11 protein-coding genes are annotated in these 12,047 nt (G+C 64.9%); 7 read left to right on the plus strand and 4 right to left on the minus strand.

Annotated elements, in window-relative coordinates; translation table 11 throughout:
• Positions 1–6: 6 nt before the first annotated feature.
• Entirely contained in the window at positions 7–675 is a 669-nt protein-coding gene (locus Q0O40_RS13135; protein WP_295530660.1) for a glutathione S-transferase family protein, read from the plus strand.
• On the opposite strand, the gene Q0O40_RS13140 is transcribed toward Q0O40_RS13135, so the two are convergent.
• Both Q0O40_RS13140 and ubiG read right to left on the minus strand, forming a co-directional pair.
• Complete coding sequence (locus Q0O40_RS13140; RefSeq protein ID WP_295530636.1) at positions 672–854, minus strand: hypothetical protein; 183 nt, start codon at positions 852–854, stop codon at positions 672–674. The two genes, Q0O40_RS13135 and Q0O40_RS13140, sit on opposite strands and share 4 nt — an antisense overlap.
• Positions 854–1,627 carry a bifunctional 2-polyprenyl-6-hydroxyphenol methylase/3-demethylubiquinol 3-O-methyltransferase UbiG gene (gene ubiG / locus Q0O40_RS13145; protein WP_295530640.1) on the minus strand — a complete coding sequence of 258 codons (774 nt, stop codon included), beginning with the start codon at positions 1,625–1,627 and terminating at the stop codon, positions 854–856. Before ubiG ends, Q0O40_RS13140 begins: the two co-directional genes overlap by 1 nt.
• Before the next feature lie 98 nt (positions 1,628–1,725).
• On the opposite strand from ubiG, the gene Q0O40_RS13150 reads away from it, so the two are divergent.
• The 3 genes from Q0O40_RS13150 to Q0O40_RS13160 all read left to right on the plus strand — a co-directional run bounded on the left by Q0O40_RS13150 (position 1,726) and on the right by Q0O40_RS13160 (position 5,623).
• On the plus strand, positions 1,726–2,979 hold the full coding sequence (locus tag Q0O40_RS13150) for an aspartate kinase (protein WP_295530662.1): 1,254 nt from the start codon (positions 1,726–1,728) through the stop codon (positions 2,977–2,979).
• A gap of 329 nt (positions 2,980–3,308) precedes the next feature.
• A complete protein-coding gene (locus Q0O40_RS13155; protein WP_295530643.1) occupies positions 3,309–4,340 on the plus strand; it encodes a nitronate monooxygenase in 1,032 nt (343 codons plus the stop codon).
• Positions 4,340–5,623: an MFS transporter gene (locus Q0O40_RS13160; protein WP_295530646.1), complete on the plus strand. Its 1,284-nt coding sequence runs from the start codon at positions 4,340–4,342 to the stop codon at positions 5,621–5,623. Before Q0O40_RS13155 ends, Q0O40_RS13160 begins: the two co-directional genes overlap by 1 nt.
• 54 nt (positions 5,624–5,677) lie before the next feature.
• Here Q0O40_RS13160 and Q0O40_RS13165 read toward each other — a convergent pair whose 3' ends face one another.
• Both Q0O40_RS13165 and Q0O40_RS13170 read right to left on the minus strand, forming a co-directional pair.
• The gene (locus tag Q0O40_RS13165) at positions 5,678–6,319 is read right to left on the minus strand and encodes an HNH endonuclease (RefSeq protein ID WP_295530648.1); all 642 of its coding nucleotides are present in this window, start codon (positions 6,317–6,319) and stop codon (positions 5,678–5,680) included.
• Between the two features lie 176 nt (positions 6,320–6,495).
• Positions 6,496–7,914, minus strand: a complete 1,419-nt coding sequence (locus Q0O40_RS13170; protein WP_295530651.1) for a M20/M25/M40 family metallo-hydrolase — start codon at positions 7,912–7,914, stop codon at positions 6,496–6,498.
• A gap of 219 nt (positions 7,915–8,133) precedes the next feature.
• Between Q0O40_RS13170 and gyrB the strand changes: the two genes are divergently transcribed.
• The 3 genes from gyrB to Q0O40_RS13185 are packed head-to-tail and all read left to right on the plus strand — an operon-like array spanning position 8,134 to position 11,411.
• Positions 8,134–10,695, plus strand: a complete 2,562-nt coding sequence (gene gyrB, locus Q0O40_RS13175; RefSeq protein ID WP_295530654.1) for a DNA topoisomerase (ATP-hydrolyzing) subunit B — start codon at positions 8,134–8,136, stop codon at positions 10,693–10,695.
• Positions 10,696–10,698: 3 nt separating this feature from the next.
• A complete protein-coding gene (locus tag Q0O40_RS13180; protein WP_295530657.1) occupies positions 10,699–10,971 on the plus strand; it encodes a hypothetical protein in 273 nt (90 codons plus the stop codon).
• A gap of 56 nt (positions 10,972–11,027) precedes the next feature.
• Positions 11,028–11,411 (plus strand): hypothetical protein, encoded by a 384-nt coding sequence (locus tag Q0O40_RS13185; RefSeq protein ID WP_295530658.1) that lies wholly within the window; start codon positions 11,028–11,030, stop codon positions 11,409–11,411.
• The last annotated feature ends 636 nt before the right edge of the window (positions 11,412–12,047 follow it).

Below are 12,047 nucleotides of genomic sequence, written 5' to 3' on the forward strand. Positions count from 1 at the left end.
GAGACGATGAAGCTCGTCATTGGCAACAAGAGCTATTCGAGCTGGTCGCTGCGCGGCTGGCTGGCTGCCAAGCAATCGGGTCTCGCGTTTGAAGAGCAGGTGATCCCGCTTTATGGCGCGGGCTGGGACACTGTCTGGCGCAGCGAACCCTTGCTCGCCCCGTCGCACGGCAAAGTACCGGTGCTGTGGGACGATGACGTGGTGGTGTGGGACAGTCTGGCGATCCTCGAACACCTTGCCGACAAAGTGGGCCGCGACCGGTTTTGGCCAAAGGCCGCGCCTGCCCGCGCGATGGCGCGGGCGATGGCGGCAGAGATGCACGCAGGCTTTGCCGCGCTGCGCCGCGAATTGCCGATGAACCTGCGCCGCGCCCCCGCGCCGCTCCCGCTTTCCCCCGCCGTGCATGCCGATGTGGTGCGCATCCTCACGCTATGGGCCGAAGCGCGGGCGCGCTATGGGCAAGGCGGGCCGTTTCTGTTTGGCGCTTTCGGCGCGGCGGACATCGCGTTTGCGCCGGTGGCCCTGCGGTTTACCACTTACGGCGTGGCTGTACCCGGATTTGCGCGGGCCTATATGGATGCGCTGGGCGATCACGAATGGATGCAGGCCTGGGTCAAGGCTGCGGCGCTGGAGGAATGGACGATCCCGCAGTTCGATGAAGCAGCCGCTGGCTAACGCAGCTTGGCAATCGGCAGTCCGTCGGCGCGGGCGCGGTCTTTCACCGATTCTTCGCTGCGGGTGAGCGCCTTGGCGATGGCTTTGAGCGCCATGCCTTTCTTGGCCAGCGTGTGCAGCTTCTGCAGTTCTTCGCCGGTCCACGCCTGCTTGTGGCGTTCAAAGCGTTCGGCCGCCATTACTGCTGCTCCCCCGGCTTGGCCCGTGTCACGGTAACGATGTAATTCAGCGCCAGATTATCGGACAAATGCAGCCCCTTCATCGGGTGCAACGCGATCCCGCTGGGGTTGCCCATGGCCAGCCCCTCGGCAGCGAGCAGATCGTGCAATTCGATGGGCGTGATGAAATCGTCCCAGTGGTGCGTGCCGCGCGGGATCATGCCCAGCGCCTCGGCCCCTTCGACCAGCAAGAGCCGCGAGGCCAGCGTGCGGTTTGGCGCGGACAGCACCATCAGCCCGCCATCGCCCAGCGCCGCGGCCAGCGCGCGGACGAACGCGGGCTTGTCGGCCACATGTTCGATCACTTCCAGCGCGGTGACCAGATCAAAGCCGGACAGGCCCAGCGCGCCGATTTCGCCGTGGCGATAATCGATGGCCAGCCCGCCGCCGGCCGCATGGGCCGCAGCGACGGCGATGTTTTCTGCCGCCGCATCGACCCCCGTAACCGCCGCGCCCATCCGCGCCAGTGGCTCGACCAGAAGGCCCGCCCCGCAGCCGACATCGAGCGCGCGCTTGCCCGCCAGCGGGCGGCGCGCCTTTGGATCGAGGCCGAAATGCGCGTCGATGGCCGCGCGGATGAAGCCCAGCCGCACCGGGTTCAGCCGGTGGAGCATGGCCGAGGAGCCCTTGGGATCCCACCACTGCGCCGCGAGGCTGCCGAAATGCGCGGCTTCCTCGGGGCGGATGGTGGCCGGATTTGCGCCAAGGTTCGCGGCGGTGGTTGCATTGCTCATGAGCGATCTCTAAACCGCCGCCTCGGCGTGGTCGAGAGGGCCATGCGGGAATGTTTCTGGCGGATGGACGGGAGGCGCGCGCAGTGGCCCGGATTGTGATGAAATTCGGCGGCACCTCGATGGCCGGGACCGAGCGCATTCGCCGCGTGGCGCGGATCGTCAAGCGCCAGCAGGATTCGGGGCACGAAGTCGCCGTGGTCGTCTCGGCGATGGCCGGCGAGACCGACCGGCTGGTGAATTTCTGCCGCGAGGCCAGCGCGCTCTATGATCCGGCGGAATATGATGTGGTGGTCGCGGCGGGCGAGCAGATCACCTCGGGCCTGCTGGCGATGCATCTGCAGGCGCTGGGCTGCCAGGCGCGCTCATGGCTAGGCTGGCAATTGCCGGTGCACACCGACGATGGCCATGCCAAAGCGCGGATCGAGAGCGTGGGCGCAGAAGCGCTGAGCGCGGCGATGGCAGCGGGCGAGATCGCAGTGATCCCGGGCTTTCAGGGGCTGAGTGATGACGGGCGGATCACCACGCTGGGGCGCGGCGGATCGGATACTTCGGCGGTGGCGGTAGCGGCGGCGATCAAGGCGGATCGCTGCGATATCTATACCGATGTCGATGGGGTCTATACCACCGATCCGCGCATCGTGGCCAAGGCGCGCAAGCTCAAGAACATCACTTACGAGGAAATGCTCGAACTGGCCTCGGTCGGATCGAAAGTCTTGCAGACACGCTCGGTCAGCCTGGCGATGAAAGAAGGGGTGCGCGTGCAAGTGCTCTCCTCGTTCATCGACGACGATGCGCCGGCGGCTGACACCATCCCCGGCACGATGATCGTCAGCGACGAGGAACTAGACCGCATGCAGGAGGGACAAGACATGGAAAGCCAGCTGATCACCGGCATCGCCGCCGACAAGAACGAAGCCAAGGTGACGCTGACCAGCGTGCTCGATCATCCGGGCGTGGTGGCGCAGATCTTTGGCCCGCTGGCGCAGGCCAACATCAACGTCGACATGATCATCCAGAACATCGCGCAGGACACCGGCGCGACCGACGTGACCTTCACCTGCCCGCTCGCCGATCTGGCGCGCACACAGGCGGTGCTCGAAGAGTGCAAGGCCGCCATCGGCTATGACCGCATGATCGCGGACAGCAAGGTTGCCAAAGTATCGGTGGTGGGCGTGGGCATGCGCAGCCATGCCGGGATCGCGGCGACCATGTTCAAGGCGCTAGCCGACCGGGGCATCAATATCGAGGCGATCTCGACGTCGGAGATCAAGGTGTCGGTGCTGATCGACGAGGACGAGGTCGAGCTGGCGGTGCGCGTGCTGCACACCGCTTATGGGCTGGACGGCGCGTAAGCTGGCGGGATTGGCCGGCCCCGCCGTCGCTTGGGACGACGGCAAAGCAAGCTTTTGACCAAGATTACTCCTCGCATCTGCCAGCACGAAGCCGCAACAGAACCCCGCTCACCCTGAGCCTGTCGATGAACTGAAACAGGCCTGCCGGACAAGTCGGCCAAACCGATACATCGCGTCAGAGTGATCGTCTTGCGCGGTCAATCACGCGCATCTGATCGAAAGTGCCACGGGGCAGCGTGCGGCTTGCCGTGCGCGCCGCGAGGCCCTAAACGCGCGCGGGGGCGGCCCATGGTCGCGCGCAGCGCGGCAAGCTCAGGCGGAGTGTCATAATGAACGGATTTCCCAGAACTGCTGCAATGATGACGCGCGGCGCGGCCTTTCTGGGCAGCGACCACGCGATCCTGTGCGGCGCGATGTCGTGGGTATCCGAACGCAATCTGGTCGCCGCGATCAGCAATGCGGGCGGATTTGGCGTGATCGCCTGCGGGGCGATGAGCCCGGAACTGCTCGACCGCGAGATCACCGCGACCAAGCTGCTGACAGCCAAACCCTTTGGCGTGAACCTGATCACGATGCATCCGGGATTGTTTGACCTGATCGAGGTCTGCGCGCGGCACGAAGTGGGCCACGTTGTGCTTGCAGGCGGGATTCCGCCCAAGGGCTCGATCGAGGCGATCAAGGCGCCAAGGGCAGGATATGGCGGCGGCCAAGTGATCGTGTTCGCCCCCACGCTGGCGCTGGCCAAGAAGCTGTTTCGCTCGGGCGCCGATGCGCTGGTGATCGAAGGCAGCGAGGCCGGCGGGCATATCGGCCCGGTCGCCACTTCGGTTCTGGCGCAGGAATTCCTGCCCGAGCTGGCGGCGGAGCATCTGGTGTTCGTGGCGGGCGGGATCGGCCGGGGCGAAGGCATCGCGGCCTATCTCGAAATGGGCGCGTGCGGGGTGCAACTCGGCACGCGCTTTGCCTGCGCCACCGAATCGATTGCCCATCCCGATTTCAAGAAGGCCTTCTTTCGCGGCAATGCGCGCGATGCGGTGGCTTCGGTGCAAGTCGATCCGCGCCTTCCCGTAATCCCGGTGCGCGCGCTCAAAAACAAGGGCACCGAGGCATTTACCGCCAAGCAGATCGAAGTGGCAGCGCGGCTGGATGCGGGCGAGCTTGATATGAGCGCAGCGCAGCTGGAGATCGAACACTTCTGGGCCGGCGCGCTGCGCCGCGCGGTGATCGACGGCGATATCGAGCATGGCTCGCTGATGGCCGGACAATCGGTCGGCATGGTCAGCAAGGAAGAGCCAGTCGCACAGATCATGGCACAATTGCTGGCAGAGAGCGAAGCCGCGCTGGCGCGGCGCGCTGCGTAGTGGCTACACCAACCGCGACAGGTGAGGCCGCGCCCCACCGCGCATCGCTCGGCTTTGTCTTTGCCATCGTGCTGATCGATATGCTCGGCTTTGGCATCGTCATCCCGGTGATGCCGCACCTGATCATGGATCTTTCGCAGATGCCGATTGCCGCCGCGGCCAGCTATGCCGGGTGGCTGGGCGCGGGCTATGCGGTGGCGCAATTTTTCGGCGCGCCCATCGTGGGCAACCTGTCAGACCGGTTTGGCCGGCGCCCGGTGCTGCTGGCGTCGGTCGGCGTGATGGGGCTGGATTACATGCTCCAGGCGTTCGCACCGGCGCTATGGTGGCTGGCGATCGGCCGCGTGCTGGCGGGCTTTACCGGCGCAAGTTTCAGCGCCGCCTATGCCTATATTGCCGACGTGACCCCGCCCGAAAAGCGCGCCGCCGGGTTCGGCCTGATGGGCATTGCCTTTGGCATCGGCTTCGTGGTCGGCCCGGCGCTGGGCGGTCTGCTCGGCACGTTCGGCCCGCGCGTGCCGTTTTTCGCCGCAGGCGTGCTGGCGCTGGCCAACTTCGCGTTCGGCTTTGCATTCCTCAAGGAATCGCTCGTGCCCGAAAACCTCCGTCCGTTCCATTGGCGGCGCGCCAATGCGTTTTCGGCGTTGCAGGCGCTGAGCAAGCTCGATGGCACAGTGCTCTGGCTGGTGGCGGCGCTGAGCACATGGCAGTTGGCAAGGATCGTCTATCCCGCCGCATGGGCCTATTTCGCCATCGCCGCCTATGGCTTTTCCGTGACGCAAGTGGGCCTGACACTGGCGGCGGTGGGCGTGGGCAGCACGCTGGTGCAAGGCGGGCTGCTGCGCGTGGCGCTGCCCCGGTTCGGCGAACGCAAGCTGGTGATTGTCGGGGTCGCCGCGATGATCATGGCGGCGGTGATCTATACTTTTGCGACAAGCGTTTGGGAGGTCTATCTCGGCATTGCCATCGGCTCGCTGCAAGGCCTTGTGCAGCCGGCCATGGCCGGGCTCAACAGCCGGGCAGTCGATGCGCGCAGCCAAGGCGAATTGCAGGGCGCGGTGCAGGCGACCGGTTCGATCGCGGCGATTGTCGGCCCGCCGCTTTACACCCAATCACTCACCCATTTCAGCGGCGCTGGCGCGGTCTACAACCTGCCGGGAATGCCGATGCTGATTTCGGCAGCGTTCTCGCTAATCGCGCTCGCGCTGTTTTTGCGGGGAGCGGCGCGGGTTGCGCCAGTCGCGGTTGCGGAAGGCGCGGTGCCGGAGAGCGCGGCGGCCTGAGCGCGCTGCGCTTAATGGCCTGAGGCCCCGGCCTGCGCCGGGGTGCGCTGAAACCTAACGGTCCAGCTCGACATCCCAATAGAGCCAGTCGCGCCAGCTTTCGTGCAAGTGGTTCGGCGGGAAGGCGCGGCCCTTGTCCTGCAATTGCCACGAGGTCGGCCGGATCGGTTGCTCCATCAGCCGCATTTGCGCCTGCGCCGGGGTGCGCCCGCCTTTGCGCATATTGCACGGCGCGCAGGCCGCCGCGACGTTTTCCCACGTGGTGCGCCCGCCAAGGCGGCGCGGGACGACGTGATCGAAGGTCAATTGTTCGGGGCTGCCGCAATACTGGCACATGAATTTGTCGCGCAGGAACAAGTTGAAGCGGGTGAAGGCGGGAAATTCGCTGGGCTTCACGAACTGGCGCAGCGCGATCACCGAGGGGATCTTCATATCGAGCGAGACGCTGTGTACCTGGCGATCATACGTCGCGACGATATCGACGCGTTCGAGAAACACCGCCTTGATCGCGGTCTGCCAGGGCCACAGGCTGAGCGGATAGTAGCTGAGCGGGGTATAGTCCGCATTGAGCACGAGGGCCGGGCAATTGGCGAGGTGGCGATCACTGAGCAATGGCGCGGTGCTGGGCAATGGCGCGGCATCGCCGCTATGGGGCCTGGCTGCTGCCGTCCGTTCTATCAGATCCTGATGAAGCATCCTTCGATCCGGCCCTTTCGCGCGCCTGCTCAATTGCCTCGTTATGTTCGGCTTTGAGCGATTGGCGTGACTACTTCGTGACGTTGCCCGGAATGAGCACGTCGCAGTCGGCGGCGTCAAGGGGAAAGCTGGTGCGCTTTCCACAACTCTTGAGGCGGCAACTCCGAAGGAGCGCTTCAAGGTTGCCCGGCATATGCCCTGACCAGATCGGTGAGCAGATCGCGGCCCTTATAGACGGCGTTGGCGCTGACCCGTTCGTTCAGTCCGTGGACTCCATTGCCATCAGGATCGCCGTAAAGCGCTGGCGGGCCATACGAGGGGATGCCAACCGCCTCCAGATACACCCCGTCGGTGCCCCCGGTCGACATCAGCGGCACCAGCGGCACGCCGGGATAGTACTTCGCCACCAGCTTTTCCGCAGGCCCGAGGATCTGCGGAGTGAGCGCAGGCGGCTGGGCAATGGTGCGGGCATCGACCGCCGTCACCGTCAGCTTGGGATCGGCGATCACCTTTTCGAGCGCTGCCTTGACCGTTGCCGCGGGAACCCCGGGAAAGATGCGGCAATTGACATTGACCGCCGCGCGTTGGGGCAAGGCATTGTTGGCATGCCCGCCTTCGAGCAAGGTGGCGACGCACGTGGTGCGCAGCATGGAGTGATAGAGCCGGTCGGTGTTGAGCACGGTTTCCGCCGCCGCCGCCTCGGCGCTGCCCGCCGGGGCGCTGACAATCGCGGTCATCGCCTTGCCGATTGCATCCTGGCGAGCTGGCCCGAGCTTGGCGAAAAATGCCCGCGTCGTATCATTGAGCATCAGCGGGAAATCGTAGTCGCGCAATTTGACCAGCGCGTCGGCGAGTTCGTAGATGGCGTTGTCGCGGATCGGGGTAGAGCTGTGGCCGCCGGGATTGGTTGCCTCGATCCGGAAATTGGCCACGGCCTTCTCGCCGACATGGAGGCCAAGACTGAGCACTTTGCCCTTGCCATCGGAACGTCCGCTGCCGCCTTCGTTCAGCGCAAATTCGGCGTCGATCAGATCGCGCCGGTTTTCCGCCAGCCACTTCGCGCCGTTAAACGCCCAAGTGGTCTCCTCGCCGCAGGTAAGCGCGAGCTTGAGCGTCCGCTTGGGCTTATAGCCCGTCTGCTTGAAGCGGATCAGCATGTCGGTCCAGATCGCGTCCATCGCCTTCATGTCGGCGGTGCCGCGGCCGTAGAAATAGCCGTTCTCCTCGATCAAGGTGTAAGGATCGCGGGTCCAATCCTCACGCTTGGCCACCACCACATCGAGATGGCCGAGCAGCAGGATCGGCTTCAGCGTCTTGGAGGTGCCGGGCAGAACCACGACCAAGCCGCCTTCCTTGGGATGATCGGGCACGGCAAAGCGCGTGATTGCCTCGGCCGCAAATCCCCCCGCCTTGAGCCGCACTTCGATCTTGTCGGCCAGCGCGGTGCAGCTGCCGGTGGTGATCGACGTGTCGGTCTCGACCATCTCGCGGTACAGTTCGCGAAAGGCCTGCTGATCGGGCCGGAGCGGGGCCTGCGCCAGTGCGGATGTGGTGAACATGGCAGCGCAAAGCGCGCCTGCGAGTGGCTTGATCATGTGCGCAAGATCCCCTTGGTAGACAGCATCATTTTGCCGCCGCCGCGCCCGCAAAACCGGGCCCATGCGGCGACCTGGCGGGTATTTGAGCATGCGCGCGCGCCGGTGCAAAGGGCCTTGTCCCAAAACCGCAGCAATTGGCCGCCAGACCCATGTCCTCCTGTGCAAAACAGGGCGGTTTCGCTTGGGTTTCATGCCCCCAAGGGCTATGGCCTGAAGATGGCAAGCACCAACGAAAACATCCCCAACGCCAACGCTTATGGCGCAGATTCGATCAAAGTTTTGAAGGGTCTCGACGCGGTGCGCAAGCGCCCGGGCATGTACATCGGCGATACCGACGATGGCTCGGGCCTGCACCACATGGTGTTCGAAGTTTCCGACAATGCAATCGACGAAGCGCTGGCCGGGCATTGCGATCTGGTGCTGATCGAATTGAACCCGGATGGTTCGGTTTCGGTCGAAGACAACGGGCGCGGCATCCCCACCGGCATCCATGCCGAGGAAGGCGTTTCAGCCGCCGAAGTGATCATGACCCAGCTGCATGCGGGCGGCAAATTCGAGAACACCAGCGATGACAACGCCTACAAGGTTTCTGGCGGGCTCCACGGCGTTGGCGTGTCGGTCGTCAATGCGCTTTCCGAATGGCTGGAGCTGACCATCTGGCGCGACGGCGAAGAGCACTGGATGCGCTTCGAGCACGGCGATGCCGTCGCCCCGCTGATCAAGCGCGGGCCAGCACCGAGTGGAAAAAAAGGCACCCGCGTGACCTTCTCCGCCAGCCACGACACTTTCAAGAATGTGCTGGAGTTCGATTTCGACAAGCTCGAGCATCGCTACCGCGAGCTGGCGTTCCTCAATTCGGGGGTGCGCATCCTGCTGCGCGACAAGCGCCACGCCGATGTGAAAGAACACGATCTCTATTACGAGGGCGGGATCGGCGCGTTCGTGAAGTATCTCGATCGCAACAAAGTGCCGATGATGCCCGATCCGGTGGCGATCTCGGCCGACCGCGACGGCATCGGCATCGAAGTCGCGCTCGAATGGAACGACAGCTATTATGAAAACGTATTGTGCTTCACCAACAACATCCCGCAGCGCGACGGCGGCACGCATCTGGCCGCATTCCGCGCCGCGCTGACCCGCACGATCAACAATTATGCCGAGCGATCGGGCCTGCTCAAGAAGGAAAAGGTCTCGCTGACCGGCGATGACATGCGCGAGGGGCTGACCGCGATTGTCTCGGTCAAACTGCCCGACCCGAAGTTTTCCTCGCAGACCAAAGACAAGCTGGTCTCCTCCGAAGTGCGCCAGCCGCTTGAAAGCCTGATGGCCGACAAGATGAGCGAATGGTTGGAGGAGAACCCCGCCAACGCCAAGATGGTGATCCAGAAGGTGATCGACGCCGCCGCCGCGCGCGAGGCGGCCAAGCGCGCGCGCGAGCTGACCCGGCGCAAGGGCGCGATGGATATTGCCAGCCTGCCGGGCAAGCTGCACGATTGCTCGGAGCGCGATCCGGCCAAATCCGAACTGTTTCTGGTCGAAGGCGATTCCGCAGGCGGTTCGGCCAAGAACGGGCGCAACAGCAAGTTTCAGGCGATCCTGCCGCTCAAAGGCAAGATCCTCAATGTCGAGCGCGCGCGGTTTGACCGGATCATCGGATCAAAAGAAGTGGGCACCCTGATTCAGGCGATGGGCACCGGCATCCGCGACGAATTCACGCTCGCCAAGCTGCGCTATCACAAGATCATCATCATGACCGACGCCGATGTCGACGGCGCGCATATCCGCACCTTGCTGCTGACGTTCTTTCACCGCCAGATGCCCGATATCATCCGCGCCGGGCACCTCTTCATCGCGCAGCCGCCGCTCTACAAGGTGAACAAGGGGCGCAGCGAGGTGTACCTCAAGGATGGCCCCGCGCTCGATCGCTATCTGGTGGAAGCCGGGACCGCCGGGCGGGTGCTCGAAACGGTGGGCGGCGCGCGCGGCAGCGGCGAGCTCGACGAGCTGGTCGAACATGCGCTGCGCATGCGCAATCTGATGGCCTTCGTGCCCAAGCGCTATGACCCAGCGATCATCGAGGCGCTGGCGCTATCGGGCGCGCTGGAGCCCGATCTGGATGGCGCGGCGCGCGCCGCGGCGCTGGCGGTTTCGGTCGAATGGCTGGAGCGGGGCGACCGCGAGGCGCGCTGGAGCGCGGCCATGACCGTTGCCATGACCGTCGAGGGGGGGAGCGCGGAAGGCGGCTATCACCTGCAGCGGCTGTGGCGCGGAGTGATCGACCATCACATCATCGAGGCCAGCTCCCTCGCGAGCGCCGAGGCGCGCAAGCTGGCGCGGCTGGCAGGCGAACACGCCGCGATCTATTCCTCGCCGGCGCGGCTGGTGCGCACGGGCGCGGCGGCGGCTGTGCCCGAGCCTGAGCCCGAGGACGCGGATGCACCGGGCGAGGACGAACCGGCCGCCGCGATCGCCGGCGGTGGCCGCCGCGCGGAAAAGGAAGGCACAGGGATCAGCCGCCCCTCCGAACTGCTCGAACAAGTGCTGGCGGCCGGACGCAAGGGCCTCTCCATTGCGCGTTACAAAGGGCTGGGCGAGATGAACCCCGAGCAATTGTGGGAAACCACGCTCGATCCCGACAACCGCTCGCTGCTGCAGGTGAAAGTCGAAGACGCCGACGTGACCGACGAGATTTTCACCCGGCTGATGGGCGATGTGGTCGAACCGCGCCGTGATTTCATTCAGGAAAACGCGCTGAACGTGGCCAACTTGGACGTTTGACCCATGAGCAGTTCGGGGCGGGTGACGGTTGCGGGGATCCCCTGGGATCAGAGCGCGACGATGATCGATCTGGAGGGCCGCGTGCCGATCATCGGCACGATCCGCGAATGCACGATGCACTTTGCGCTCTACAAGCCCCATGCGCGGGAAAATGCGCGGTTGCTGCTGACCGTCCCGGTCCACCGCGAAGGCCGCGCGACGCGCACCTGGCTGCTCGAACCGAGCGAGATTGCGGTGCTGGCCGCGCGGCTTGAGCATGAGGCAGAGGCGGGCTGAAGGGCGAGGGAGCATCGTAGGCTCGCCTTAACCTCGCCCGTGCCAAACACGGCTGGATGAAGCTCACTTTTCTTCTCGCCGGTCTGGCGCTGTGCCTGTTCAGCCTGTGGGCGCTCGCGCGGCATGACTGGCTGCGGCTGACCCGGCCGCCGCGCCGGGTGCTCGCCACGGTGGTCGGCTATCGCGGCTCAATGGACGAAGGGCACCGCAATTTCGCGGCGCGGTTTCGCTTCAGCGCCGAGGGCGCGGAGCACGAGGTGGTCGACGCGGTTTATGGCTCTACCCGCGCTTTCGCGGAAGGCACGGTGATGGAACTGGTCTATCCCGAAGGTCGCCCCGACCTCGCCCGCCCGCCGCGCTTGGTGCTTTGGGCGGGGGTCTATGGGGTATTCGTGTTTTTGACGACGGTGCTGGGGACAAAGCTGCTGGGGCTGCTCTGATCCGCTGGCACGATCTTGGCGGTTCTTAGGGCGCTCGGATAACGGGTAATTCAGCCCCACCTCCCCCTTCGTCACCCCGGGCTTGACTCGGGGTGACGGTGGTGTTTGGAGGAAGAGTATTGCACGCAAAAAACCCGCCAATTCCTGTTGGATTTGGCGGCGTGGGCGCAGTTTTCCAGTGGTGGGGGAGCAGGGGGATCGCGCGACCGGTGCGGCGCCTGCATTGCTCCTCGCGGGGAGGAGCGCTGCGGGGTGGGGCGTCGTGTTCTGCTTGGGGGTGCGAGTGGCCGGGAGCGCAGATCCTCTCCGGCGCAGCCATTTTGTCGATCAAAGCCCAAAACCGGGGAAGCGGCTCGCCTGCGTGCCGGTTTCTTGACAGCGTCTGGGGATCTGAGATGCCCAAACGCCCGATGGACCATGATCCTGTGCTGGCGCGGTAAGTCGCCTGATCAAGGACTTGGGGAAACCGCCCCACATTGAACCCGCAGCCCGCACCGGTCGCATCGGGCCTGCTCGCGGGGCGAACAAACCCGAAAGAGCGAAGGCAAGGCCGGCCAAGCCCGCTCCCGATCTGCGGGGCATTTAGCCTATATGGTTCGTTTTGTCAAGGAGTTTGTGTGTGGAGGCTGCCCACCC

This window comes from Novosphingobium sp. Chol11, from assembly GCF_945870625.1.
Classification (GTDB): Bacteria; Pseudomonadota; Alphaproteobacteria; order Sphingomonadales; family Sphingomonadaceae; genus Novosphingobium.

Bases quoted from the DNA above. Each gene is read 5' to 3' on its own strand.
- Q0O40_RS13135 (WP_295530660.1), top strand. From the start codon at position 7: ATGAAGCTCGTCATTGGCAACAAGAGCTATTCGAGCTGGTCGCTGCGC.
- Q0O40_RS13140 (WP_295530636.1), bottom strand. From the start codon at position 854: ATGGCGGCCGAACGCTTTGAACGCCACAAGCAGGCGTGGACCGGCGAA.
- ubiG (WP_295530640.1), bottom strand. From the start codon at position 1,627: ATGAGCAATGCAACCACCGCCGCGAACCTTGGCGCAAATCCGGCCACC.
- Q0O40_RS13150 (WP_295530662.1), top strand. From the start codon at position 1,726: ATGAAATTCGGCGGCACCTCGATGGCCGGGACCGAGCGCATTCGCCGC.
- Q0O40_RS13155 (WP_295530643.1), top strand. From the start codon at position 3,309: ATGAACGGATTTCCCAGAACTGCTGCAATGATGACGCGCGGCGCGGCC.
- Q0O40_RS13165 (WP_295530648.1), bottom strand. From the start codon at position 6,319: ATGCTTCATCAGGATCTGATAGAACGGACGGCAGCAGCCAGGCCCCAT.
- Q0O40_RS13170 (WP_295530651.1), bottom strand. From the start codon at position 7,914: ATGATCAAGCCACTCGCAGGCGCGCTTTGCGCTGCCATGTTCACCACA.
- gyrB (WP_295530654.1), top strand. From the start codon at position 8,134: ATGGCAAGCACCAACGAAAACATCCCCAACGCCAACGCTTATGGCGCA.
- Q0O40_RS13180 (WP_295530657.1), top strand. From the start codon at position 10,699: ATGAGCAGTTCGGGGCGGGTGACGGTTGCGGGGATCCCCTGGGATCAG.
- Q0O40_RS13185 (WP_295530658.1), top strand. From the start codon at position 11,028: ATGAAGCTCACTTTTCTTCTCGCCGGTCTGGCGCTGTGCCTGTTCAGC.